24 protein-coding genes are annotated in these 24,309 nt (G+C 44.5%); 10 read left to right on the top strand and 14 right to left on the bottom strand.

Going from position 1 to position 24,309, the window contains the following annotated elements; genetic code table 11:
* Positions 1-4: 4 nt before the first annotated feature.
* From HUB64_RS19105 to HUB64_RS19080, 6 genes are all read right to left on the bottom strand, one after another.
* Complete coding sequence (locus tag HUB64_RS19105; protein ID WP_168824527.1) at positions 5-625, bottom strand: tetratricopeptide repeat protein; 621 nt, start codon at positions 623-625, stop codon at positions 5-7.
* Between the two features lie 13 nt (positions 626-638).
* Positions 639-1,916 carry a histidine--tRNA ligase gene (gene hisS, locus HUB64_RS19100; protein WP_173243697.1) on the bottom strand — a complete coding sequence of 426 codons (1,278 nt, stop codon included), beginning with the start codon at positions 1,914-1,916 and terminating at the stop codon, positions 639-641.
* Positions 1,917-2,060: 144 nt separating this feature from the next.
* Positions 2,061-3,176 carry a flavodoxin-dependent (E)-4-hydroxy-3-methylbut-2-enyl-diphosphate synthase gene (gene ispG / locus HUB64_RS19095; protein WP_105251894.1) on the bottom strand — a complete coding sequence of 372 codons (1,116 nt, stop codon included), beginning with the start codon at positions 3,174-3,176 and terminating at the stop codon, positions 2,061-2,063.
* A gap of 48 nt (positions 3,177-3,224) precedes the next feature.
* On the bottom strand, positions 3,225-4,295 hold the full coding sequence (locus HUB64_RS19090) for a RodZ domain-containing protein (RefSeq protein ID WP_173497628.1): 1,071 nt from the start codon (positions 4,293-4,295) through the stop codon (positions 3,225-3,227).
* A complete protein-coding gene (pilW, locus tag HUB64_RS19085) occupies positions 4,292-5,080 on the bottom strand; it encodes a type IV pilus biogenesis/stability protein PilW (protein ID WP_028761255.1) in 789 nt (262 codons plus the stop codon). Before pilW ends, HUB64_RS19090 begins: the two co-directional genes overlap by 4 nt.
* A 32-nt stretch (positions 5,081-5,112) precedes the next feature.
* On the bottom strand, positions 5,113-6,234 hold the full coding sequence (locus tag HUB64_RS19080) for a bifunctional tRNA (adenosine(37)-C2)-methyltransferase TrmG/ribosomal RNA large subunit methyltransferase RlmN (RefSeq protein ID WP_028761256.1): 1,122 nt from the start codon (positions 6,232-6,234) through the stop codon (positions 5,113-5,115).
* 151 nt (positions 6,235-6,385) lie between these two features.
* Between HUB64_RS19080 and HUB64_RS19075 the strand changes: the two genes are divergently transcribed.
* Both HUB64_RS19075 and HUB64_RS19070 read left to right on the top strand, forming a co-directional pair.
* Positions 6,386-7,477: a CNNM domain-containing protein gene (locus HUB64_RS19075; protein ID WP_028761257.1), complete on the top strand. Its 1,092-nt coding sequence runs from the start codon at positions 6,386-6,388 to the stop codon at positions 7,475-7,477.
* Positions 7,478-7,621: 144 nt separating this feature from the next.
* Entirely contained in the window at positions 7,622-9,367 is a 1,746-nt protein-coding gene (locus tag HUB64_RS19070; RefSeq protein ID WP_173497627.1) for a bifunctional UDP-sugar hydrolase/5'-nucleotidase, read from the top strand.
* Between the two features lie 84 nt (positions 9,368-9,451).
* Here the strand turns inward: HUB64_RS19070 and HUB64_RS19065 are convergent, their stop codons facing one another.
* Positions 9,452-10,345 carry a LysR substrate-binding domain-containing protein gene (locus HUB64_RS19065; RefSeq protein WP_168824535.1) on the bottom strand — a complete coding sequence of 298 codons (894 nt, stop codon included), beginning with the start codon at positions 10,343-10,345 and terminating at the stop codon, positions 9,452-9,454.
* Positions 10,346-10,576: 231 nt separating this feature from the next.
* Between HUB64_RS19065 and HUB64_RS19060 the strand changes: the two genes are divergently transcribed.
* Both HUB64_RS19060 and HUB64_RS19055 read left to right on the top strand, forming a co-directional pair.
* Positions 10,577-11,020: a DoxX family protein gene (locus HUB64_RS19060; protein WP_173243685.1), complete on the top strand. Its 444-nt coding sequence runs from the start codon at positions 10,577-10,579 to the stop codon at positions 11,018-11,020.
* Positions 11,021-11,033: 13 nt separating this feature from the next.
* Positions 11,034-11,744 (top strand): pirin family protein, encoded by a 711-nt coding sequence (locus tag HUB64_RS19055; RefSeq protein ID WP_173497626.1) that lies wholly within the window; start codon positions 11,034-11,036, stop codon positions 11,742-11,744.
* Between the two features lie 247 nt (positions 11,745-11,991).
* Here the strand turns inward: HUB64_RS19055 and HUB64_RS19050 are convergent, their stop codons facing one another.
* The 5 genes from HUB64_RS19050 to HUB64_RS19030 all read right to left on the bottom strand — a co-directional run bounded on the left by HUB64_RS19050 (position 11,992) and on the right by HUB64_RS19030 (position 14,651).
* Positions 11,992-12,516, bottom strand: a complete 525-nt coding sequence (locus HUB64_RS19050; RefSeq protein ID WP_173243682.1) for a GNAT family N-acetyltransferase — start codon at positions 12,514-12,516, stop codon at positions 11,992-11,994.
* Between the two features lie 166 nt (positions 12,517-12,682).
* On the bottom strand, positions 12,683-13,201 hold the full coding sequence (locus HUB64_RS19045) for a GNAT family N-acetyltransferase (protein WP_173497625.1): 519 nt from the start codon (positions 13,199-13,201) through the stop codon (positions 12,683-12,685).
* A 189-nt stretch (positions 13,202-13,390) separates the two neighbouring features.
* A complete protein-coding gene (locus HUB64_RS19040; protein WP_006082493.1) occupies positions 13,391-13,693 on the bottom strand; it encodes a hypothetical protein in 303 nt (100 codons plus the stop codon).
* A 125-nt stretch (positions 13,694-13,818) separates the two neighbouring features.
* Positions 13,819-14,028 (bottom strand): DUF3820 family protein, encoded by a 210-nt coding sequence (locus HUB64_RS19035; protein WP_006082494.1) that lies wholly within the window; start codon positions 14,026-14,028, stop codon positions 13,819-13,821.
* Positions 14,029-14,180: 152 nt separating this feature from the next.
* Positions 14,181-14,651: a GNAT family N-acetyltransferase gene (locus tag HUB64_RS19030; RefSeq protein WP_105251887.1), complete on the bottom strand. Its 471-nt coding sequence runs from the start codon at positions 14,649-14,651 to the stop codon at positions 14,181-14,183.
* A gap of 524 nt (positions 14,652-15,175) precedes the next feature.
* On the opposite strand from HUB64_RS19030, the gene HUB64_RS19025 reads away from it, so the two are divergent.
* The 6 genes from HUB64_RS19025 (at position 15,176) to HUB64_RS19000 (ending at position 21,291) form a co-directional block, all read left to right on the top strand.
* Entirely contained in the window at positions 15,176-15,982 is an 807-nt protein-coding gene (locus HUB64_RS19025) for an AAA family ATPase (protein WP_168824543.1), read from the top strand.
* Positions 15,942-16,376, top strand: a complete 435-nt coding sequence (locus HUB64_RS19020) for a hypothetical protein (RefSeq protein ID WP_028761266.1) — start codon at positions 15,942-15,944, stop codon at positions 16,374-16,376. The genes HUB64_RS19025 and HUB64_RS19020 overlap by 41 nt, the downstream gene beginning before the upstream one ends.
* A 279-nt stretch (positions 16,377-16,655) precedes the next feature.
* Positions 16,656-18,059, top strand: a complete 1,404-nt coding sequence (locus tag HUB64_RS19015; protein ID WP_028761267.1) for an ABC transporter substrate-binding protein — start codon at positions 16,656-16,658, stop codon at positions 18,057-18,059.
* The gene (locus tag HUB64_RS19010; RefSeq protein ID WP_173497943.1) at positions 18,046-19,785 is read left to right on the top strand and encodes a GGDEF domain-containing protein; all 1,740 of its coding nucleotides are present in this window, start codon (positions 18,046-18,048) and stop codon (positions 19,783-19,785) included. Before HUB64_RS19015 ends, HUB64_RS19010 begins: the two co-directional genes overlap by 14 nt.
* Before the next feature lie 109 nt (positions 19,786-19,894).
* Positions 19,895-20,719, top strand: coding sequence for a zinc-dependent peptidase (locus tag HUB64_RS19005; RefSeq protein ID WP_173497624.1), 825 nt, complete (start codon positions 19,895-19,897; stop codon positions 20,717-20,719).
* Between the two features lie 23 nt (positions 20,720-20,742).
* Positions 20,743-21,291 (top strand): nuclear transport factor 2 family protein, encoded by a 549-nt coding sequence (locus tag HUB64_RS19000; RefSeq protein ID WP_173497623.1) that lies wholly within the window; start codon positions 20,743-20,745, stop codon positions 21,289-21,291.
* 95 nt (positions 21,292-21,386) lie between these two features.
* Here the strand turns inward: HUB64_RS19000 and HUB64_RS18995 are convergent, their stop codons facing one another.
* Both HUB64_RS18995 and ltaE read right to left on the bottom strand, forming a co-directional pair.
* A complete protein-coding gene (locus HUB64_RS18995; protein ID WP_173497622.1) occupies positions 21,387-22,862 on the bottom strand; it encodes an HDOD domain-containing protein in 1,476 nt (491 codons plus the stop codon).
* 194 nt (positions 22,863-23,056) lie between these two features.
* Entirely contained in the window at positions 23,057-24,070 is a 1,014-nt protein-coding gene (gene ltaE / locus HUB64_RS18990; protein ID WP_173243661.1) for a low-specificity L-threonine aldolase, read from the bottom strand.
* Positions 24,071-24,309 lie beyond the last annotated feature (239 nt).

Here is a 24,309-nt window from a genome sequence, read left to right as displayed (position 1 = left end):
TCCCTTATGCCTGATTTAGGCTATCAAGTTTGATTTTAAGCGCAGGGCTTGTCACCACACCACCATTGTCCATGGCAGCTTGATAAGCTGTTTTTGCCTTCTCAACTTCACCTTGACGAACTAAGAAATCACCTTTCAACTCATCGCGCTGAGCGAAGAAAGCTTTATCTGTTACTTGATCTAAGGTCGCTAGAGCTGCATCAATTTGACCTTGCTCTGCTTGTACTCGTGCTAAACGCAAAGTCGCAATCACATCTAAACCAGCACCAGGTTTAGCCGCAATCACCTTGTTCAAGGCATCAATCGCTTTTGGATAATCCTTCGCTTCTACCGCAGTTTTGGCCACGATCAGTTCTAACAAGGCTTGATAGCCCTTTTGATCGTGATTTTTAGAAAACTCGGCGACACCCGCAAGCATTGCGGCTTCATCGGCAGATTTAGTGGTCAAATTTTGGAACGCTTTTGAAGCTTCTTCCGCTTGCGCCACTTTAACGTCAGAATAATAATTCCACGCATATAGGCCGCCTAAACCCACTACGGCACCGATTAAAATTGAATTTCCGTAATCTTTCCAGAACTGCTTGATAGCATCAACTTGTTGTTCTTCTGTGCTATAAATTTCCACGCGCACGTCCCCTTTATTTGATCAGTTCAGCCAAAAATGCGCCTAAGGCACTTCGAGCTACCCGTTGTTGTTCGATGTCATTGCGTAAATGTTTAACCGTAACCATACCTTCGGCAAGTTCATCTTCACCTATCAGTAGTGCCACACTCGCACCGCTTTTGTCGGCACGCTTCATTTGTTTCTTCACGTTACCGCCGCCACAGTGACTCATCACTTTAAGGTTTGGCAGTGCGTTACGTAATTCCTGCGCGACCTTGATGGCTTCAACCAGACAGCTATCACCCATGGTCGTGACATACACATCCACTTCTGGCGGAATATCTTTGGTCAGCTCTAAGGTTTCAAGCAGCAAGACAATGCGCTCTAAGCCCATAGCAAAACCGACCGCTGGAGTATCTTTACCACCTAACTGGGCGACTAAACCATCGTAGCGACCACCCGCAAGTACAGTACCTTGTGAGCCTAAACTAGATGTAACCCATTCAAATACAGTGCGATTATAGTAATCTAAACCACGTACTAGACGCGGATTAATGGTGTATTTGATACCCACAGCATCAAGTAGTTCACGCAATTGTGAAAAATGTGTCTTCGATTCTTCACCGAGAAAATCCATTAACTCAGGTGCATCAACCAATATGGCTTGGACATTTTGATCTTTTGAATCCAATACTCGCAGTGGATTGCTGTACATGCGACGCTTACTGTCTTCATCGAGCTCATCTTTATGCTGCTCTAAAAACGCTATCAAGGCATCACGATAAACAGCGCGCTCAGCAGGATCACCTAAGGTATTTAGCTGCAGCGAGACGTGCTCGCTAATCCCGAGTTTTTCCCACAGGCGTGCCGATAGCATCAAGACTTCAGCATCAATATCAGCCGAGCCAATGCCATACACTTCAACGCCAAATTGGTTAAATTGGCGATAGCGGCCTTTTTGTGGACGTTCGTGGCGGAACATAGGCCCCATATACCAAAGACGTTGCTCTTGGTTATATAGCAGACCGTTTTCGTTACCTGCACGCACTGTCGACGCGGTACCTTCAGGGCGTAGCGTTAAGCTGTCACCGTTATTATCTGCGAAGGTATACATTTCTTTTTCAACAATATCAGTCACTTCACCGATAGAGCGTTTAAAAAGATCTGTATTTTCCACTATTGGAGTGCGGATTTCGCTGTAACCGTAAGCACTGACGCTCGAACGTAGTACCGCTTCCACTTTTTGCCATAGAGGACTTTGAGTTGGCAGAATGTCATTCATTCCGCGAATCGCTTGGATCTGTTTTGCCACTGTATCGACTCGTCCGATTTCGCTAAATTAATAAAAATGTCACGCATTATAGGCTTTTGAGCGTAAAACGTAAAACGACCCCGTCGGTTTCGGGGCCTAGCTCAACATCATTAGGCGTAATCTATGCACAAATGCGGGTACATATTACTCAGTTGTGTCTTTGATTTGAATACGGTTCGCCATTTGACTGGCTTTTGCACGAATTTTCGCTTCGAGGGAATCGACAATGTTATCGTTGTCAAAACGTTCTTTTTGACGTTCACCCTCGTCGTAATATCCGCTCTTATTATGCCCACCGGTTAAGCCGATATGCGACACTAAGGCTTCACCAGGGCCGTTAACTACGCAGCCGATAATAGACACATCCATGGCGGTAGTCACGTCTTCGAGGCGACGCTCTAACTCATTGACTGTACTGATCACATCGAACTCTTGACGAGAACAAGATGGACAGGCAATGAAATTAATGCCACGGCTACGAATACGCAGTGACTTTAAAATGTCAAAACCGACTTTGATTTCTTCGACCGGATCAGCGGCCAAGGAAATACGTAGGGTATCACCTATGCCTTCGGCCAATAACATACCTAAGCCTACGGCCGATTTCACTGAACCCGCGCGCGCGCCACCGGCTTCGGTAATGCCTAAATGCAGGGGTTGACGAATTTGTTTTGCTAATAAACGGTAAGATTCGACCGCTAAAAATACATCGGAGGCTTTAACGCTGACCTTAAACTGGTCAAAATTCAATCTATCCAGAATATCCACATGACGCATAGCTGATTCAAGCAAGGCTTCAGGTGTGGGTTCTTTATACTTGTCCATTAGATCTTTTTCTAATGAACCACCATTCACACCAATACGGATAGGAATATTATGGTCACGGGCACATTCCACCACGCTACGAATACGCTCTTCATTGCCTATATTACCCGGATTGATTCGAAGGCAATCGACACCGTACTCGGCAACTTTTAAAGCAATGCGATAATCAAAATGAATGTCGGCCACTAAAGGAACATTGACCGCTTGCTTAATGAGTTTAAAGGCTTCAGCCGCATCCATAGTGGGTACAGAGATACGCACTATATCGGCACCGACTTTCTCTAAGGCACGAATTTGAGCGATTGTCGCTTCAACATCTGTAGTCTTAGTATTGGTCATTGACTGAACAGCAATCGGCGCCCCATCACCAATCGGTACATTACCCACATAAATGCGGGTGGAAGGACGTCTTTTTATGGGAGTTTCATTATACATGCTTAATACGCTCTATTTCGGTACGTGCTGCAGATCATTACGCGGTCGTTAGACTTTAGGCAAGGTTAAACGCGCGACTCGTCCCTTGGGGAAATCCGCTAGGCTAACAATTTGACCATCTAAGCTTAAGGTCGCTACATGGGGTGCACCTAAAATGACTTTAAACGGTGGCACACCGCTCACTTGCACTGTTGCGCCAGCGCCTTTAACACCATCGACTAACGCTTTACCTTTAGCATCAACAATGTTTATCCAGCAATCACCCGTCAACTGGACATCTATAATCGATTGTCCTGCAACAGCAACCAAAGTACTTGCTGTAGTGGCAGTGGTCGGTGATGTTGTGGTCGGTGAAGGCGTTGCACTAACAGGCTGTTGGACTACAGGAGCTGTCGTTTGCGGAACCGATGGCATTGTCGTAGTGGCTGCGATTGCTGAACCGCCATCTTCATTACTCGTATCAACGGTCTGAGGATAATTATTGTCCGTTGGTCCTGTGCTGACATCAATAGTGCTTGCATCAGTATCTTTAATTGGACCATCGATAGACATTGAGCCGTTTGCGGCAATCTCAGTCAAACGAGGACTGGCATCCGTTTCGGTCAATAACACATCACCTGGCAGCGTCTGATTCGCTGCTGCGACCTCTTCAGCCGTGGGTTGCGACACATCAATAGTGCTTAGCAAGGTGGTTTTTTGCATCCACCAGACGACTAACGAACCGAGTAACACTATGACGATAAAAATACTCAGCCAAGTTAAACGTGTATCGCGAGCTTGATATGTGGTTTTGCGTGAAAAACTTTGCATTGCAGGCTCAGTCACAACTGGCACTTGCTGCACAAGACAAGCTTCAATCAAAGCCGCATCGGCACTGACCATACGCGCGTAGTTTTTCACATAGCCACGTACATAAGTCGATGAGGCAATATTGGTAAAATTGTCAGCTTCAATATCTTCAATAATACGAGGACGTAGATGCAGCTTTACAGCGGCATCTTGAATACTAAGGCCCATTTTTTCGCGGGCGGCTTTTAATAAAGTACCAAGCGTGACATCTAGCGCGACTGATTGCGGTGCTACCGACTCAACTGGCGCATTGGTTTCATGATCTTTCATTGATGCAAATTAACTCTGTATTGCTTGGCCTGAGGTGATGCTGGGAATTTGGCAAGCAATAAAATACCAAATCTCTTCACAGCGGCATCATCATTCACTGCCTGCTCTATTTTGATCCCGAGCGCTAAACTTTCTGGAGTTTGCTCAGCCACTTGGTGATAGCGCGCTAATTGGTTTCGCGCCTGAATAAAATCACCTTGATCGACTTCTAACTCTGCCAACTCCAGTAATGACACCGAGCGTCTCGGGTCATACTTTAACGCCATCTGAAAATACTGTCGTGCCTTTTCTGCTTGTCCTGCTTCGCGACTACAAAGACCTAAGTTCTCATAGCTTGAGGCAGTGCGCGTATATTTGGGCATTTCAATTGCGGCCAAAAACATTTTTTCAGCTTTGTTGTATTGCTTTTGTTGGCACAAAAACACCCCGAAATTATTCATGGAATCGCCAGAGGCGTCCTTAGTACTAATGGCATTCATGTACGACTCTTCGGTACGCACTAAATCGCCCACGGTTTGATAGTAATAAGCCAGAGCGGTATGCACATCTTCGAGCTCTGGAGCATATTCTAATGCTTTATCAAGATTGTATTTGGCTTGTTCCGTGCTACCTCGATTTAAATAGGTTAAACCGAGCTGCATCCGCTCTCTTGCGGCGGCGACTTTGTCTAACTTTCGTTCCGAAACAGGAATATCTGTCCCAGTATAAGTACGCTCAGTGACGCATCCTGTCATCAATAATGACAGGCTTAAAATCAACGAAAACCTTGGCAATCCATGCTTCATGGGCAAGCCTATAAATCTGTGCAAACAAAGAGTTAATTCATTGTGACTGAAATCTGGTTTTCTTGCATGCGTTTTTTCGCTAAACGTTTCGTTCTGTCGCGAATATCGCCAGCTAACTGACCGCAAGCGGCATCAATGTCATCACCACGGGTTTTACGTACGATGACAGTAAAACCGTATTCCATAAGAACCTTAGAAAAACGGTCGATACGTGAATTAGATGAGCGGCCATAAGGCGAGCCAGGATACGGATTAAATGGGATCAGATTCACCTTACATGGCGTATCTTTCATTAACTTAGCTAACTCATGGGCTTGGTCTGTGCTGTCGTTGATATGATCTAGCATCACATATTCAACCGTCACGCGGCCGCGGTTAGCATTTGATTTAGCAATATAGCGACGAATACCCGCTAAAAACTCATCCAGCGGATACTTTTTATTGATCGGGACCAGAATGTCACGCAACTCATCATTCGGTGCATGAATACTGACAGCAAGTGCCACATCGATGGCATCGCCCAGTTTATCTAACGCTGGCACTACGCCTGATGTTGATAAAGTCACGCGGCGCTTTGATAAACTAAAACCAAAATCATCGAGCATGATGTCCATCGCAGGGATCACATTGGCTAAATTGAGTAATGGCTCACCCATGCCCATCATCACGACGTTAGTGATCGGACGCTCGCCCGTGTCTTTTGCAAATCCTAAAAAGTGCGACACGCGCCAGATTTGGCCGACGATTTCAGAAACCGTTAAGTTACGGTTAAAACCTTGCTGACCCGTCGAACAGAAAGTACATTCCAGCGCACAGCCAACCTGTGAAGATACACACAAGGTCGCACGATCATCCTCAGGAATATAAACCGTTTCCACTTCTTGGCCTTGGCCAACATTGATTGCAAATTTTATCGTACCATCGGTCGATTTTTGGAAACTCGAAATTTCTGGTGCAACGATCTCGCAGCGGGCCGCCAACTTTTGACGTAACACTTTGTTGATGTTGGTCATCTCTTCGAAGTCACTGACACCGAAATGATATAGCCATTTCATGAGCTGATCGGCACGAAAGGGTTTTTCACCCATTTCCGCAAATAATGCGCGCATCGCCTTACGATCAAGGTCTAATAAATTGATCTTCTTTTCACTCATATAGCTAACCTCAACACCAAAAACCGGATCCTGCAACAGGGCGGCGAATTATACAGACGCAAATAAATTTTAGCCAGTAACTCAATTCACCTATGATAGAATCTCCACGGGCTAATATTGGCCTAAAATACGGAGTTGTAATTCCACCTATATGTTAACCCTCATCATTATAGTGCTTGTCGCTGTCGCTGTTTCTTTTCTGTGCAGTGTGTTCGAAGCTGTTCTGTTATCGGTTACCCCAAGTTATATCGCATCACTCGAACAAACTGACAGTGCCGCAGCCGCGCGCTTACGTAGATTGAAAGAGAATGTCGAAGCCCCTTTGGTGTCAATCCTTACCCTAAATACTATCGCTCATACCGTCGGTGCCGCCGTTGCAGGTGCGCAAGCGGCTAAAGTATTTGGTGACGATATGTTAGGTGTTTTCTCGGGCGTATTAACCTTTATTATCCTGTTTTTCTCAGAAATCATTCCTAAATCATTGGGTGCAAACCATTGGCGTCGCCTCGCACCAAGTGTTTCTGTTGCCGTGCTGTGGATGAAACGTACCACTAAACCGCTGATCTGGATGTCACAGCAAGTCACTCGCCTAATGGGCAAAGGTGATGAAGGCCACTACATACGCCAAGAGATGAGTGCTATGGCCAAAATTGGCCATGAATCCGGTGAGCTTGATGAGCAAGAGTCAAAAATTTTGACGCAAATGCTGAAGGTGCGAGATATGCCAGTTACGGCAATCATGACGCCGCGCACTGTGATGTTTTCTTTACCCATAGATCTCACCCAAAATGAGTTTGTGCGCCAATACCGCGACAAACCTTTTACCCGAATTCCAGTTTACGACCAAGATCATGATGATGTGATTGGTTACATTACCCGCACCGATGTATTGCTAGCAGAGCGTTACACGCCAGAAGCACCGATTGGTGAACTTAAACGGAGTTTATTTGTGGTGCCTGAAACCGCAAAAATTCTGCCACTTTTTGAGCGTATGATTAAACGTAACACCCAAATTGCGATGGTGGTCGACGAGTACGGCAGTAGCCAAGGTATCGTAACTCAAGAAGATATCATCGAATCTATGTTAGGATTAGAGATTGTCGATCTAAACGACCCCGCGACCGATATGCAGCAATTGGCACGTAAACTTTGGACTAAGCGCATGAAGCAAAAAGGTATTCGCCTATCCGATGACGGTGATTTTGAAGCCGCATCCGATGATGATGAAGCCAAATCCGGCTGAAGGCTAACCAAGTTTAGTGCTTGTTAATATAAAGGGAGCCTAGCTCCCTTTATTCTTTTAGAATGCGGATGACTCAGAACCCTCTGAAACTCGCATTTTCAGGTTGCTTGGGTATATACTCACCCGCCGTAATAGAGGTAAGTTATGACACAGAGCTACACACTCTCACTCGCGCACATTAATGACACCCATTCGAATTTTGAACCCTGCCGCGTCCAATTTAGCCTTAACATAGGCCAACATAAGCTAGATGTGACCAGCCATAGCGGTGGTTATGCCCGCATCGGCCATCACATCACAAAAGCGCGTCACACCGCTGCACAAACCAATACTCCTTTTATTTTCCTGCATGGTGGTGACAGCTTCCAGGGCACGCTGTATTTCAGCCATTTTAAAGGTAAGGCCAACGCCCACTTACTCAATCTGTTGGCACCTGATGCTATGGTCATTGGCAACCACGATATCGATGAAGGTAACGCCAGACTTGCCGAGTTTGCCAAGCAAATTGATTTCCCATTGCTTGCGGGCAATATGGATTTAAGCCAAGAGGATCTAAACAAACCCGGTTGTCTGCGGGGTTTGCCTAATATCTTGGATTATGATCATGAGCAAAAACACGCGAAATACCTGCTTAAGCCCTTCCACGATAAGACATTAGCCATTGTCGGTATTACCTTAGATCAGATGAAAGAGATCGCTCGTCCCGATCCCGACACACATTTTGTCGATGCTATCGCCACTACCGCGCGCACGGTTGAGCACCTTAAAAATCAAGGTATTAAGCATATTATCGTGCTCAGCCACTTAGGCTTAGATCAGGATAAACGCCTCGCGGCCGAAGTCGATGGTATTAGCCTTATCGTCGGCGGTCACACGCATACACTACAGGGGGATTTTCGCGCCTTAGGTTTGAGCAACCTGCCCTACGGTGAAGTTATTAATAACACGCCCATAGTGCATGCGGGTAAATATGCCGAAGTCGTCGGCTTGGCCGAGGTAGTATTTGACGCTGAAGGTAAAATGCTGAGCTTAACAGGCGGCAACTACTTCATGCTAGATCAACACTTTATCTTAAGTGCTAACACAGCTGTGGATAATCAAGATTACCAAGCTGTGCGCCAGCAGCTTAATCAGCATCCGAATATCTTTTGGGATGATTCCGATGCCGATATCGATGGCGTGATCCGAGATATCTATAAACCCGCTATCGCAGAGATGGAAAACAAAGTGTTAGCACTGGTGCCGAAGAACTTAGTCCATACCCGCTTACCCTCTAAAGCCCTGCCCCACGGCAGTGAAATAGCACCTTGGGTGAGTCGCAGCATGTTCCAAGAAGCTAAGCTTGTCGACCCTAGGGTGAACTTTGCTCTGCATAATGCTGGCGGTGTGCGCCAATCGGTGGCCCAAGGCCAATTGACACTAGCCGATGTGATGGGGCAATTACTCCCCTTCGAATTACCATTAGTTAAGTATGAAATTCAAGGTCAGTTTCTCTATCAAGCGCTCGAATCGGCGATTAACGCGGCAACCAACAACAGTGTCCGTGGCACAGGTGCAGGCAGCTTCCCCTACACTTACGGCCTACGGTATTACTACGATGGGCGACGCCCACTGGGTGAGCGTTTATTTAGATTGGAGATGATGCAGCAGGACAGCCAATCACTATGGTATCCCGTTGAACCTGAGTCACTTTACGTAGGAGTTTCAACATCTTATACCGCCGCTGGTAAAGAAGGTTATTCTCCATTGCTGCAAGCCCGCTGGCAGGAGTCGATGGAGTCACTGACTTTGCCACAGGCCTTTATTCGATTCTTGAATCGCTCACCGAATCTGTCTGATTTATTGTCACAGCATGTGCATTACACCAGCCACAGCCAACGTATAGGTTAGGCGCTATGCTCCTCATGGCGTAAACATTAATGCTGTGAGGTGCAAAGTGAGTGGCAACTTACAAAGCACTAAACAAACCTGAGCTTAAAATTGCCAATCACATTGCGGTAAACGCGCAGTAAACCAATCCTGCGCCTTGCCTTCAGCATATTTACGCCATGCCATAAACACAGCTTGCGTTGGGCGCGGCATTTCCACATGACAAGCCACTAGGCTTCCCGCCGCCAACGCATCTAAGATCAAGTGCTTTGGAATGTAACCCACACCTAATCCCAATTGCTGCGCCTTAATTTTGGTCTGCATATTCGGCACACGGATCACTTGGCGACTATCAAATAAACCACTTGATCGCTGTGCTAGGGCAGTCGAACTATCTGCTACCACAATAGAAGGAAATTGCAGCAATGCCTCGGTCGGAATTGGACCTGCATGTTGCGCCAATGGGTGCGCAGGATTTAAAGCAAATACAAACTCCAACTCCCCAATTTCAACCACATGATATTGGCCTTTGGGCAACTCCCCTGTTACGCCGATGGCGATATCGGCACGGCCAGAATAGAGCGCATCCCACCCGCCACCTAAGGACTCTTCGCTGATATTCACAGTCACTTGCTTACCCAGCTCAGTAAACTCACCAATCAACTGCAGCAGGGGTAAATCCGGCACCACTGTATCTATGGCTAAGGTCAATGAAGACTCCCAGCCTGTCTCGAGTTGACGCACCGCCTCTTCGAGCCTTGATGTTGCCGCAAGGATTTCTCTGCCTTGGCGCAGCACAAGTTGACCGACTAAGGTCAGCTCGGCGCGCTGGCCCTTACGTTCAAATAATTTTGTGCCTAAATCGCTTTCCAGTTTCTGCACTGTGTAGGTCAGCGCCGACGGCACTCGGAACAAGGACTCGGCCGCTGCGGAAAAACTGCCTTTCTTATCAATGGCATCGAGCACGATTAATCCATCGAGACTAATAGATGGCAACATAAAAACCTCATATTCAAATTATTTGAAGTAGACATTGAAAATGTTCCGATTTTCTTTGCCAAAGGTCAAGTCTACACTGCTTAGCAATGGAGAGGTTCTGCGGAACTCACTGCCGAAATCGGATGTAGATACTGAGTAAAGTTAAGTTAGAACAGATTAAAAAACTGAGTTAAGACTGATTGAACAACACACTTAAACACTTATTAAATAATTTGAAATAAGGAATACCCCATGAAAGCACTCATAGCAAAAACACTCAAATCAGCCCCTAGTCTTGCCCCACTGGCACTGCGTATTCCTATCGGGATTATCTTAATCGCCCATGGTTCACAAAAACTGTTTGGCTGGTTCGGTGGTTACGGCTTAGAAGGCACTGGACAATGGATGGCATCGATTGGTTTGACGCCAGGTTACTTAATGGCATTGATGGCAGGTTCAAGTGAATTCTTCGGCGGCCTGTTCCTGTTGCTCGGCCTGCTGACTCGCCCAACGGCCCTCGTCTTGTCATTCACTATGGTTGTGGCGATTTTCTCGGTACATATAGGCAACGGTCTGTTCCTTGCCAATAACGGTTACGAATTTGGTCTCGCCCTATTAGCAGCCACAGTCTCATTGACGGTATCTGGTGCTGGCAAATTCGCTGTAGATAACCTATTCGCTAACCGCATCAAATAAAGGGGAAAGCAAGATGATCACATTAAGAAAAGCACAAGATCGCGGTCAAGCAGACTTAGGCTGGCTAAAGAGTCAACATACCTTCTCTTTCTCTAGCTACTATGACCCAGAGCACATGGGGATATCATCCCTAAGAGTCATCAACGATGACAGAGTGGCACCCGGCGCAGGTTTTGATACCCATGGTCATAAAGACATGGAGATAATCAGTTACGTGATATCCGGCACTATCGCTCACAAGGATAGCTTCGGCAATATCAAAACCTTACCCGCAGGAGAGTTTCAATTGATGTCCGCAGGTAAAGGCATTTACCACAGCGAGTTTCATGCCTCTAAAACTGAGCCGCTGCACTTTTTACAGATTTGGATCCGCCCAGATACTTTAGGCATAGATGCGGGTTATCAGCAAAAGGCATTCGAGCAAAGCTCACCACTGACGGCTGTAGTGACACCAAACGGTGAAAATGGCACGCTCAAAGTGCAACAAGATGCGACCCTATATCGTTTAGTGTTGAGTGAGGGCGAAAAAGTAACGATGGACAGAAGCGCCGCTCAAGCAAATCGTCATCTGTATGTTCAATTGATTGAAGGTACGTTGGATATCAATGGCACAACACTCACGGCTGGGGACGGCGCACATCTGACACAACTCGCGAGTGTCGACTTTACTGCAACAAGCGGCCCAGTTACCGCATTAGTGTTCGATTTATCGCCTAATGCGTAATACAAGTGATTTAACAAAGCGATTCAGTAATTCAGCTTCACTATTTATTAGTTATTGGTTATTACCAAGCAAACAATTAAGTAAGTGATTAGATGCCAGCTTGATAAGCACTCACCGAGAAGCACTGCCACAAGTCATCTTTGGCAGTGTTTTTTATTGGCGCTTCTATGGCGATGTTATAAGGCGATGTTATAAAGCAGTGCTAACGGCTTCGTTTAGCTACCAGAACAGCCCTTGATAAGCTGAGTTAGAGGGCGAGCGTCATGCTGAAGTTAACCAACACTTGAGCTTGGCCCTGTGCTTTATCCGCCGCATTCAAAAAACGTTTATGTTCATTACGACGAATACTGCGAAATCCCTGTTTCTCAAAAAAAGGCCGCGCGAGATAGGATGCTTCAACCGTTAATCGTTTCAGCGCTAAGATTTTAACTTCTTCAAACAACGCAAAATACAAAGAGGTAGCAACCCCAGAACGGGCATATTCTGGATGAACAAACAAACATTCCACTTCAGCAGCGGCTTCAACATCGCTGTCGGCGCCTATCTTAAGATTGATAAAACCCACCAGCATATTATCGGTTTCGGCAACCCAAATAGTGGTTCCCTGTAAGCGTTCAAGCCAATAGTTCTCACTGCGGATCTCACCTTCGATATAAGCCCAAGCAGAGCGCTCGGCAAACGAGTAAAACTCGCCAGAGCCTTGCATTACACTCGCCTCAAATATTGCCGCCAGCTGCGAGACATCCGATGGCGTAAATAGTCGAATCTTCATTCTCTGCCCTCCATCTTGAATCATTAATTGACTTAGATTAACCGAATTCTAATTTAAGCTAAACAGTGCTGATTAAGTTAAATAGTGTCACTAAACGGCGTTAAGCTAATGTTTTACTGTGGAATACCTTACATCACTTTCTAGCTGAAACCATAGTAAACGCGCGTTAAATATTCTTTCCTATATTCTTTTCCATATAGAAACCGGGGATCACTTGCCCAAGTTTTTGCTGATAACTGCGCTGTATTTGAATAAATCCCATCCGAGTAAACAACCCTTTAGAGAGATAAGATGCGTCCAAGCTCAAGCGCACATAGCCTTGTGCCTTAGCCCAAGCTTCTAAAACAAGATAAGCGCGCTCACCTAATCCCTGACCTTGATAATCTGGATGTATATATAAGCTATCTAAGTAACCTTGGCGGGGGAAATGGGTTTCGACATTGATAAAACCGCAACAAACTGAAGAAGCTGTCGCTTCATCTATGGCTAAAACCACCCACGCCTTCGAGCGGCTTAACCGTAAATGCCAATGTTTAGCCGATCTTGGCGCCGCAGACCAAGCCATAAGCTGCGCCTGCGCATAACGAACATGGGTAATGCTGTGCACGCAAAGGTGAAATAACTCACTCACTTCACGTGCATAACATGACTGATAAGGCTGGATCTCGAACTGTTCAAACGCCATAACTTGAGTGATCCCCTGCTGAGTAATAACGGCTAGAAAAATAGCCGCTATTTTGCCGCCTTTGTCCCCATCGAGATAGTCACAAACTCAGATTTAGCGGCATTGAACGCTAAAAACAAAAACGGCCTCGAAAGTATCGAAGCCGTTGAATTACAGAGGCGCTCAGGTTAGCGCACTCGATACTGCTGACTATTTCTTATCGATTTGGCCAACAAATAACAGTTTATCAAAGGTGCGGTTCAAGGTTTTGCTGGTGAATTCGTTCATCCACATTTGCTCAACCACAGCCACTTTATCGCCTTTGCTCACTTCAGTTTGAGGACCCGCGGCCCAAAAAGTGGTATCAGCTTCTTTAATCTGTACGTAGGTGTAACCACCACCGTTCATCGTATCAACAACAGTACCTTCGTGGGTGACACCCTGAGCCCAAGCACTTGACATGCCTAACGCTAAAGTCGCTACTGCCGCTAATTTTACCCATTTTGCCATCATGCCTGCGTTCCTTTTGTTTTGCTAATATGCTGCATTAAAGCACGCTAAAAACAATAAATCGCTAATCTCTATCACGAAATACAACACTTATCGCAAAAGCAGTATTTTTCTTAAAAGAAGGGAACTCATTTCAACAGCGGTTTTAGCATGCCTTCTAAGCCATTAAGTTTGATTTCGTACATTAGGGCTAATTGCTCACCAAGTTTCCCTTGAGGAAAACCTTGCTTATGGAACCACACCAAATAAGGTTCGGGTAATTCGAGCAACTTACGTCCAGCGTACTTACCAAAGGGCATTTTTTGATTAACAGCATCAATAAGGAGTTGCTGATCCATAGGTTGTTATCTCATACAGAACGTCACGATAATCCTACGGATGCTACAACATAAGCGAACGAATGTCGCCGTTAACTCACGCAAAAGTGACTATATACCCAAGGGCTAAAATACGCGCTAGCTAACACCTAAAAGGCATTCTCACACGAATATTAAGCGATAATTTTTAACAGATTAGGCCCTAAATTAGCGCAGGGAGCATACTGAAAACCATATTCACTACATAAGCGCTCATGCTCACCATGGGCGGTCATACTGACACAAGTTCCCGCACTCGCATGGTCATCAACAAAGGCCATCACCCGCTCAAGTATTATCTTTGCTAGCCCATAGGATTGGTATTCGGGTAAGACAATAAAATCTTCAATCATCAAATGCCCGGGCTTGTTGCCATAAACACACGCCGTTGCCAATAGATTAGACTTAGCGGCCCCAGCGCCTGCATGTTCCAATTCAGTCTTGTCACTTAATCGAATAGAGACCCAGAACAATGCCTGTACATCCGCAAGTTCAACGCCAATAGAAGGGAGGCCAACTGTGGCCCGCAGATTAAGTAGTTCATGAAATAACGGTGCAGTTTCAACGAGTTCAAACTTAATAGGCATAATAGTTTTGATATCCATTTGGCATCCCTTCTCCATGGTTGAAATTTCAAGCGATTTAGACGTCAGTCTATAGAGATGATAAAGCCAGCATTTGGCAGTTTGATGACAAGTGCCTCACCAAACAAGACCACTTTCGACTGAGAAGCTGATAATTTACTCAGATCAGCCAATAACATTTAGAAATATAAAATTAACATTTGTACCAAGAAAGAAATAAAAAACTACACCCTAAGTCCTATGCACAGTTACCGATCACCACAAACAACCCTTTTAACTGACGGATAACAGATAAAATAATTTAAAACCAATAAGATAAAAAACATTTTTATAAATCCCTCGTCTCATCTTTTTTGTCAAATTAACGGCATATGACCAGATACTGACAGAAAACGCCTACGACAATTTAATTTAAAAGCGTCAAAAATCAGCCAATTGACCGAGATTAACATTAGGTTTACATTCGATTTCGGACATCAATGCGGATAGCTCCAAACTCATCAACTCGCTGCACAAGGGTCATCAAAAGAATTAAGGAATGCGTCATGATAGTCTTAATCGGTGGAGAAAAAGGCGGCAGTGGTAAAAGTTGCTTGGCCCAAAATATAGCTGTATTTCTAACCACAGAATGTAGCGCCTCGGTCATTATGGTGGACTGCGATCCCCAGCGCACTACCTCTGATTGGATCCATGCAAGAAACAACAATCCGCAACTTGCCAGCATCAATTGCGTGCAGCTTTACGGTAAGATCCGTAATGACTTACTCAGTCTTGAGCAACACTATGATGTAGTCATAGTCGACTGCGGTGGGCAAGATAACCTAGCGCTACGAGCAACCATGTCTGTCGCCTCTTACATTTTAATGCCCTTAAGACCTAAGCGCCGCGATTTAAAAACTGTGTGTCATATGGACGATATCGTCGCGACGTGTAAGATGATTAATCCCAAGTTACGGGCTTCTTTTGTGATCACCCAATGTCCAAGTCTACCCAATCAAGCTAACCGAATTTTGGAGGCCAAAGAAGTCTGTAAAACCTATGATATCCATGTCCTTGACGCGATAACTTACTGTCGCAATGTTTATGATGACAGTGAAGAATCAGGATTATCGGTAATTGAAATCGAGCCCACAGGAAAAGCAGCCGAAGAAATTCGCACTATCGCCTGCGAACTATTCCAAGTCGATTGTGCTGCCAGCTTAGCCAATCTCCTACATCCCGCGATACACGCTCAGGGGGTGAGTCAAATGCATCATCATTTGACCAATCAAACTCAATCCACTCACACGACCACTCAACGAAGGGGGCAAAATGGGACTCAGCGATCTCAAGAAAAACGCTATGTCATCTAGCAGCTTACAGCACTCGCTTTCGTTAGATGAGTTTATTGAGGCGGCAAACTTGTACGCAATGGGACAAAGTCTGAATAAGATAAAAAGCAATCTAGATCATAAAGCAGATGCAACTGTCACAAAAAACACAGGCTCACAGGCAAATCACATCACAACTGACATGGCCCAGAGCCATTCCAATATGTTGAGCTTACACAACCAAAGCCTAGAAACAGACGTATTATTCCCGGCAAAAGTAGAAACTAAAACACACTATCGCAAAGCAACATTTTCCCTCAGTGAAGCGGCTATAACCCATCTTGCTACACTGGCAGAAGAAAGCACTATATCCAAATCAAAGCTGCTCCGACTCTTGATTGAACAACACTTCGACCTACCTATTGCCTTGAGGTAATTACGAGAACAACAACGCCAAAACCGTTAACGATTCACACTACTCCCACCCTTTTCCGGTAACTTAGCTAAGATCGAGTTACCGGCTTTTTGCTCAAAAAGTAAAAAACACAATAAAAACCATCATAAAATTGCGGCATAAGTTCTGATCCCACCTATCCTTAAATATACATAATGCTGAATTAATGATATTAACTCAGAGTCAATACGTAACATTAAGGTGTTATTTTTGTTAAACCGGATCAGATTTATTTTTCTTTGTTTAACCGCAGCGATAATGATGCCCTGTTACGCAGAATTTTCATTGGCACAAATCCCGCCGCTAACAAACAAAACACCTATCACTTTGGTCGCTGAAAAAGGATTTTGGACCGACTATTTAACCCAAGAAATGTTGCCTAAATTCACCGCTAAAACCGGCGTAAAAGTGCAGGTGGTCAGTACTGAATTAGAGGATATGTTTAACTTACAGACCCAGAATTTACTTCAAGGTTCAGGCAAATACGATTTACTCACAATGGAAGCGGGCTGGGCTAAAGAATGGGCTGCCAATGGTTATACAGTGCCCTTAATTGAACTCGCTAAACTTTACGATCCCGATGGCGAAAAGGCCATGGAGAAATACCTAGAACCCTATTACCCATCGCTACTTAACATCTTGTCCTATCAAGGTGAAATCCATGCTATTCCCTATAACAATTATGTTATGGGAAATCATTATCGAGCAGATCTCTTTGATAATAAAACTGAAAAAGCTCATTTTCTGCGTCAGTTTGGCTATCCACTCGCACCAGCAAAAACCTTAACAGAGTTACGAGATCAAGCTCAGTTCTTCACTCGTAAAGCAGGCACTATATTGGCGGATAAAATACTGACTCATGACTTTTACGGTCTAGCGCTAATGTCGGGTGATAAACCCCATATTAACGATGAATTCTCTAGCATGATTTGGAGCTTAGGTGGCACTTGGATGCAGCCCGTCTATAACAGCCAGAAACAGATCTCCCATTTTGAAGTGCCCACCATCAACCATGAAGCCATTGAAGCGGCCAAGCAATATCGCGAATTAATGCCCTATGCCGTTCCCGCTAACGAGCAGTTTGCTTTCAATGAAGCAGCTAATGCTATTGCAACAGGTCAAGCGGCAATGTGGCCTTTTGCCTACAATAATCTGTGGTATAAATCCTTTAAAGTTGAACAGAACATTCTCGGCGCGCGTCTAGCCGTAAGCCAAGTGCCTGGCGGTCATCCCTACAATGGCGCTTATGCCTTTGCCGTTAGCTACGACAGCAAAAACCCTCAAGCTGCCTATTGGCTGCTCAAATATATGGGCACCTATGAGGCACAACATGCTTATGCTATGGGTGGTGGTAATCCCTGTCGTATGGATGTAGTAACAGCCCCAGAATTTAAAGATGAATCCTTAAGAGGCATAGCTGGCGCATTTGAGGCAAGCCACATGGCCAATATGTTTTGGTCTACTAAGGTCTTATCCTTTGGGCATTTCACCAGTACTGCCATGGGACAAATTTACCCTGAACTCAGCCACGCCTGTTTTAGCGCAAGCCGCAGACCCGCTAACAGTGAAGATATTTTCATTAAATTAAGTGCAGAGATAAAACACCTCCAAAATACCTATGGAGAGGTACCTGCTATTGACAAAGAAAATAATGCCAAGCACTAAACCACTGAAAAGTTTGAAACAAAAAATAACCTCAGCCTTCTATATCATAGTGGGCATGGCGCTATTAAATGGTGTTGTCGCCATATTACTGTCACAGCAACTCAAATCAGAAATTGAACACTTAGTCGGGGTAGATGTGGTAAAAGTCACCACCGCGCTGCAACTGGCAAAAAACAGTGAAAAACTACAAATAATTACTGCACGCTTGAATAACTATTATGATGAAAAACAAAGAACTAGCCTGTTAGGTGAACTTTCTGCACAATGGGAATTACTCATCAATGACTCACGACTACTGGCCTCAATAGAAACTTCTACAGTCAATAAGCAAGAATTAAATCACGCCTTAGATACTCAACTGTATTACTTACAACAACTGCCATTACTCAACACGTTAACCGATACTGCCTTACAAGCCAATTCACAGGCAGCCAATATTCAAGCCAACTTAACGTCAATGGCGTCGGGATTTAGCGATGAAATGCAAACCCAATTTCAGCGTATCAATACGGACTCTGAACGTCAGCTTAAGCTGAAAAACGTTGACCAGATTGCTTTAAATATCAATACCAATCAGCAGCTATCTTTATTTAGTCATCTAGGAGAACACTTATTTACCCAGTTAACTCAAGTGAATATCATCGACAATCTGGTTGAACTAAACCAAACCCAAAGAGATGCTATGCGACTGCTGTTAAGCATGGAGGCTATGCTTGATAGTATCGGTGGCGATAAAAACTTATATTTGAATTTGTTATCACAAATAAAACAGACCATGGTCGGTGAAGACAATCTCTTTGAACTTTCTCGCAAAGCGATTAGAAGCACTCATATCGCCAATGCGCATTTAGAATACCAAGCTGATGCCGCACAAATCGTTGCGACCTATACGCAGGATCTCGTTAACCAAGTTGAAAATGAAATTCAGCAAACAGGCCGCGAACTTAAAAACGATAGCACCGCATTTATCGTATTAATTTTCTGCAGTGGCATCTTATATTGCTTCTTCATCTGGCTCACCAGTTGGCACTTTATCACTAAGGGAATCATCAAGCCTGTCATGGCGACTCGAGATGCAATGAATGCCATTGCCAATGAAAAACTCGACGCCAGAATGCCTGTCACTGATAACCTAGAGCTCCAGCAAATGGTGAGCTCCTTAGAGACATTAAAAAGCTATGCAGCTCAGGTTAAAGGCATGGCCGAAACCGACGGATTAACTGGCTGCTATAATCGCCGCTATTTAGATTTACAACTCCAAAAAGAATTAGAGTATGCAAGGGACCACAACATGCCCCTAGGTATAATTCTGTTTGATATTGATAATTTTAAACAATTTAACGATAGGTATGGTCATGTCGCAGGCGATCAATGTCTTAAGAAAATCGTGAATGCAACCAAATCGATCTTGAAACAACCCACTTACATGCTTGCCCGCTATGGCGGAGAGGAGTTCATGATAGTACTGCCATCGAGCAATCTCGAGGAGGCATATCATTTTGCTGAAATATTACGCAATAAAATCATCAGTTTAAAAATACCACATGAAGACTCCCCCCATGACGGCATACTGACCATCAGCGCTGGTATTACTTGCTGGGAGCGATCACAACCTATGGATACGAATAGCTTAATTAATCAAGCTGATGAGGCTCTCTATCACGCCAAACTAACAGGTCGCAATCGTACAGAGACACGACTAAACCAACCAGTTCGCTATTCCTAACCATAAAATGCGGCAACTATTCAGTTTCTTTTTTCACCAGAGGATTGAGTTACGCTGACTTCACCCCCATTAGCTAATACTAAGTTAATCAGGATAAAGTCAGGGAAGTATGCTCGCTATTGTTATCACGCTTATCCTAGGAATTGGCGCAATTACCTGGCTACTGTCGAGTCGTTGGCGCAAGACCTTACATCGTCGACGAGTCACGATGAAACCTTTTCCAAAAGAATGGCGCAGCATTCTCAAAAAAAGACTGCCTTACTTCCATGCTCTACCCGCAGATCTACAACTGCAACTCAAACGGCATATCCAAATTTTCATCGATGAGAAAGTCTTTATCGGCTGCGATAATTTTGAGATCACGGATGAAGTAAGAGTCACAATCGCGGCCCAAGCCTGTCTACTGCTACTCAATCGTAAAACCGACTTTTACCCCAAACTGAAACAGATTTTGGTCTATCCCGATGCCTTTATCGTCAATAATCAACATAAAGACACTAGCGGTATCGTGTGGGAACAACGCAATGTGCTGGCAGGGGAATCATGGGAATACGGTAAAGTTGTACTCTCATGGAGAAATACTTTAGACGGCGCCGCCGATCCCCATGATGGTAATAATGTCGTAATCCATGAGTTTGCCCATCAGCTCGATCAAGAAGATGGCCAAGCCAATGGCGCACCCATTCTGCAGCATTTTGCCGACTACAGCACTTGGTCTGAAGTGCTAAATAGGGAATTTACCCAATTACAACACAGTGCAAATTTTGGCACCCCCTCATTATTTAATTATTATGGTGCGACTAATCCCGCTGAGTTTTTTGCCGTCATCACCGAAGTCTTTTTTGAGAAACCAGAGGATTTTTACCAACAACACCCAGAATTGTATCGGGAACTGAGCCGCTTTTATCAACTCGATCCGATAAACTGGCATTAACCCATAAAAGTAGAGGCACGCAAATGCTCAAAGACACTCATGCATTCTCAGTTAAAGGTTCCAATATTCATCGCGCTATCTTGGGGTTACTGCTCAGCGCGTTAATGCTTGGCGGCCTTAATGTAAGCGTACAGGCACAGGACTCGCCAACACAAAGCGCTCAAACGACTTCGAATCCTGATCAACAAGCGGCGGCTCACGTATTAGATTTACTCAACCAATATTCAAGCGATGCCAATTGGGATAAATATTTTGCCCTGTACCGAAAAGACGGCATTTTTATTGGCACGGATGCGAGTGAGCGCTGGGGAATGGCGGAATTTGAACGTTACTCCCGCCCCACAAAAGGTTGGCGCTATGATTTAACTGAGCGGCATTTAATCCAACACGGCAATGTCATATTGTTTGACGAGTTATTAAATAGTCCAGCCTATGGCGTCAGTCGAGGAACAGGCACTTTAATCAAAACCAATGGCAACTGGGAAATAGCGCAATACCATTTAAGCTTTCCTATTCCTAATGAGGTAGCTAAGCAAATAACTGCCGAGATTAAAGCCGCAAACAAACAATAGAGCAGCACTCCCCAAAATACGGTTTGAAAGAGTGCAATTTCGAAAGAATACAGTTTGAAATTAAATCACTAAAAGTAATCACTTAAGTTATACCACTATCTCAAAGACACAGTAAAACACACATTCGCCAATTGGGAGAAGTGGATGAAACTTTGAAAATCCACGTCTTCAAATGCCCTTTCCGAAGGGCCCCTATCCGCATAATAAAACCCGATCACTTTACTATCGACTAATAATGGCGCCAATAAAAAGCCTTGACGTGACACATGTCGCGCTTGTAATTCTTTACACTGCTCTTGCCATTTCTTAGAGCTAGGATCATCTACCCAAAGCGGTAACTTATGCTCCATCGCTTGGTAAAATAATCCCCGCCTATCGCTCAAATCGATAATAAACTCTTGCTTAATGGCATCGGCATCACGACCTAATATCACTCTAGGTTGAAGTTGTTTACGGCTTGGCGACAATAACAGCACGCCGCACCGGTCAACGCCAACGCCCTCAAGTATACCTTCGAGAACCGTTTGCATGATTTGGTTAAAATCGGCTTTATTAATGGCGAAGCCTGTTAATTCTCGTAGCTTAGCTAACTGAATATTCAAGTTAACTTGATAGACAGGCATATCTAACGGAATGGGAAGTGGAACAGGTTTAACTGTGACCATACGCTTAGGATCTGGTAGATAGTCTAGCAACACCTTAGCACCATATACTTCAGCTAACTTATGGGTCGCATTCGCGCAGCGTTGCATCCGCACCATAAACTCATTTTCTTCTAGTCCAGTAAAACTCGCCGCTTGCGTGATACGTTTCCCTAATTCCTGCTTATCAAGATTAGGCTGAGATAAAATATCGCAGAGCTTATCTGCAATAAAAATAGATCGAATTTCAGGTCTTTGGTCTTCAGGATTATTAACTGCATGGACCAACAGTTCTCCCAATCCCCAATTGCGGGCAATACTTTGAGTTAATAGTGAAAAAGAAGTGCCGAGGGCTTCGCGGGTTATACTTCGTTCCTCTGCTGGCGTTGCACATTCACGTAGTTTTAGATCTAACTCTTCGGTGAACTCACCACCAATACTCCAAAAAGCGCTCTCACCTATGTGATACAGTAAAGAGGCTATAAAAGCTTCCTCCTGCATTTCTTCATCATAATGGCTCAACATCATCCGTGCAATCATGGCTGCTTGAAATGCTTTAGCCATCAACTTTATTAATCTTTGATATACGTTAGGTGCCAAATTTTTACTCTCTAACAAGCTTGAGAGTAACTTGGCTGTGATACAGATATTTCGCACCGCATCGAAACCAAGCACTATAGCCGCTCGGCTAACAGTAGAGATTTGGCTACTACCTTTATGGTAAATAGCGCTATTAGCAACTCGAAGAATACGAGAGGTTAAGGCGTTATCGTGCATCACGCTACGCCCGAGTAATGCGAGAGAGGAAACGTCATCCTTGGCGAGCTTTTCTAGCGATTTAACAGTCGAACACAGTGCTGGCATTTCCAATTCACTGATCCGATTTGTCCAATAATCGACCCCTTTATTAGTATTGTTATTAGGCTTCAACCTAAAGTTACCTTAGCGATATAATCTTGTTGTTTTTAGTATAGATAAACGCAAACATTTCGCCTGTTGTCTAAAGCTTGTTTTAGCAAATCATTCATTAATTGCTTAATAATTCAACATTAAGCAATGCCTGCCTATAAAAATGCCCAAGACAAAGCTCGGGCATTTCAGTAAAACAGGAAATCAATCCACACTTAGGCTTTGAGGTACTGCTTAACAACACGCAACACTTTATCTATGTCCTGACGGCTGACATCTTTATGAGTCACAAGCCGAAGCGTACGCCCTGGGCTTATCAGAATGCCTTCCGCTCGACAGTGTTTAGCCAATAAGTTCGCATCAATATGGGATGTTAATGTAACAAATAACATATTAGTTTGTACTGCGGCTAAATTGACGTCGAACTCACTGAATTCTGCCAACTGCCGAGCTAAGTACGCCGCATTGTCATGGTCTTCACTAAGCCGTTGTACTTGCTCAGTTAAAGCAAGCTTACCCGCAGCGGCAAGTATCCCAGCTTGACGCATGCCACCACCAAGCATTTTACGCCAACGAATGGCTTTCTTAATCAAGCGTTCATCACCTAAGAGTAATGAGCCGACTGGCGCACATAATCCTTTGGATAAACAAATCGACACTGAATCAAAGTGCGCCGTGATATCACTTATTGCAATATTCTGCGCAACCGCAGCATTGGCAACTCGCGCACCATCTAAATGAATTTTTAATCCGCGATTAAAGGCTAATGCCTGCGCGTCCGCCAAATAGCTTTGCGGGAGAACCTTACCGCCAATCGTATTCTCTAAACTAAGCAAACGAGTACGAGCAAAATGGATATCATCAGGCTTAATTGCAGCTTCAATGTCAGCTAATGCAATAGTGCCATCTAATTGATTCATTAAAGGTTGAGGTTGAATGCTGCCTAGGACAGCAGCGCCGCCGCCCTCGAACTTATAATTGTGAGCCTGCTGACCGCACAGGTACTCATCACCACGATCACAATGGGCCATCAAAGCCAATAAATTTGCTTGAGTACCCGAACAGGTAAATAATGCACTTTCAAAGCCAAACATCTCCGCAGCCATATCCTGCAAACTATTTATCGTAGGGTCATCACCGTAAACATCATCACCCACTTCGGCTCTGGACATGGCTAACCGCATGGCTGCTGTTGGCTGGGTAACAGTATCACTGCGTAAATCTATCATCTTGTCCTCAACTTAAAGTTTGGTTGGCGCATAATGGGCTCAAGACTCTAGCGCTAAAGGCTTATTTTGTATAGTTTATCGTCATACTTGTCGACAAATTTACCGATGTAGAACCTCGCATATACTTGAAGCAAGTATCGACATACTGACATCTACTAATAAAAACATAAATATACTCAAGATCTTGCCGATATCTATCTGTCGATGTATGGACGCTTGTACGCGTTTAGCTTGGCGAA

It is taken from the genome of Shewanella sp. ISTPL2 (assembly GCF_013283205.1).
In the GTDB taxonomy this organism is placed as follows: Bacteria; Pseudomonadota; Gammaproteobacteria; order Enterobacterales; family Shewanellaceae; genus Shewanella; species Shewanella oncorhynchi.
Note: the sequence above shows the minus strand (reverse complement) of the source record. Positions and strands in the feature narration are given on the sequence as shown.

Excerpts from the sequence above, each read along its gene's own strand:
- ispG (WP_105251894.1), bottom strand. The coding sequence starts at position 3,176 with ATGTATAATGAAACTCCCATAAAAAGACGTCCTTCCACCCGCATTTAT.
- HUB64_RS19090 (WP_173497628.1), bottom strand. The coding sequence starts at position 4,295 with ATGAAAGATCATGAAACCAATGCGCCAGTTGAGTCGGTAGCACCGCAA.
- pilW (WP_028761255.1), bottom strand. The coding sequence starts at position 5,080 with ATGAAGCATGGATTGCCAAGGTTTTCGTTGATTTTAAGCCTGTCATTA.
- HUB64_RS19080 (WP_028761256.1), bottom strand. The coding sequence starts at position 6,234 with ATGAGTGAAAAGAAGATCAATTTATTAGACCTTGATCGTAAGGCGATG.
- HUB64_RS19075 (WP_028761257.1), top strand. The coding sequence starts at position 6,386 with ATGTTAACCCTCATCATTATAGTGCTTGTCGCTGTCGCTGTTTCTTTT.
- HUB64_RS19070 (WP_173497627.1), top strand. The coding sequence starts at position 7,622 with ATGACACAGAGCTACACACTCTCACTCGCGCACATTAATGACACCCAT.
- HUB64_RS19065 (WP_168824535.1), bottom strand. The coding sequence starts at position 10,345 with ATGTTGCCATCTATTAGTCTCGATGGATTAATCGTGCTCGATGCCATT.
- HUB64_RS19060 (WP_173243685.1), top strand. The coding sequence starts at position 10,577 with ATGAAAGCACTCATAGCAAAAACACTCAAATCAGCCCCTAGTCTTGCC.
- HUB64_RS19055 (WP_173497626.1), top strand. The coding sequence starts at position 11,034 with ATGATCACATTAAGAAAAGCACAAGATCGCGGTCAAGCAGACTTAGGC.
- HUB64_RS19050 (WP_173243682.1), bottom strand. The coding sequence starts at position 12,516 with ATGAAGATTCGACTATTTACGCCATCGGATGTCTCGCAGCTGGCGGCA.
- HUB64_RS19045 (WP_173497625.1), bottom strand. The coding sequence starts at position 13,201 with ATGGCGTTTGAACAGTTCGAGATCCAGCCTTATCAGTCATGTTATGCA.
- HUB64_RS19040 (WP_006082493.1), bottom strand. The coding sequence starts at position 13,693 with ATGATGGCAAAATGGGTAAAATTAGCGGCAGTAGCGACTTTAGCGTTA.
- HUB64_RS19035 (WP_006082494.1), bottom strand. The coding sequence starts at position 14,028 with ATGGATCAGCAACTCCTTATTGATGCTGTTAATCAAAAAATGCCCTTT.
- HUB64_RS19030 (WP_105251887.1), bottom strand. The coding sequence starts at position 14,651 with ATGGATATCAAAACTATTATGCCTATTAAGTTTGAACTCGTTGAAACT.
- HUB64_RS19025 (WP_168824543.1), top strand. The coding sequence starts at position 15,176 with ATGATAGTCTTAATCGGTGGAGAAAAAGGCGGCAGTGGTAAAAGTTGC.
- HUB64_RS19020 (WP_028761266.1), top strand. The coding sequence starts at position 15,942 with ATGGGACTCAGCGATCTCAAGAAAAACGCTATGTCATCTAGCAGCTTA.
- HUB64_RS19015 (WP_028761267.1), top strand. The coding sequence starts at position 16,656 with ATGCCCTGTTACGCAGAATTTTCATTGGCACAAATCCCGCCGCTAACA.
- HUB64_RS19010 (WP_173497943.1), top strand. The coding sequence starts at position 18,046 with ATGCCAAGCACTAAACCACTGAAAAGTTTGAAACAAAAAATAACCTCA.
- HUB64_RS19005 (WP_173497624.1), top strand. The coding sequence starts at position 19,895 with ATGCTCGCTATTGTTATCACGCTTATCCTAGGAATTGGCGCAATTACC.
- HUB64_RS19000 (WP_173497623.1), top strand. The coding sequence starts at position 20,743 with ATGCTCAAAGACACTCATGCATTCTCAGTTAAAGGTTCCAATATTCAT.
- ltaE (WP_173243661.1), bottom strand. The coding sequence starts at position 24,070 with ATGATAGATTTACGCAGTGATACTGTTACCCAGCCAACAGCAGCCATG.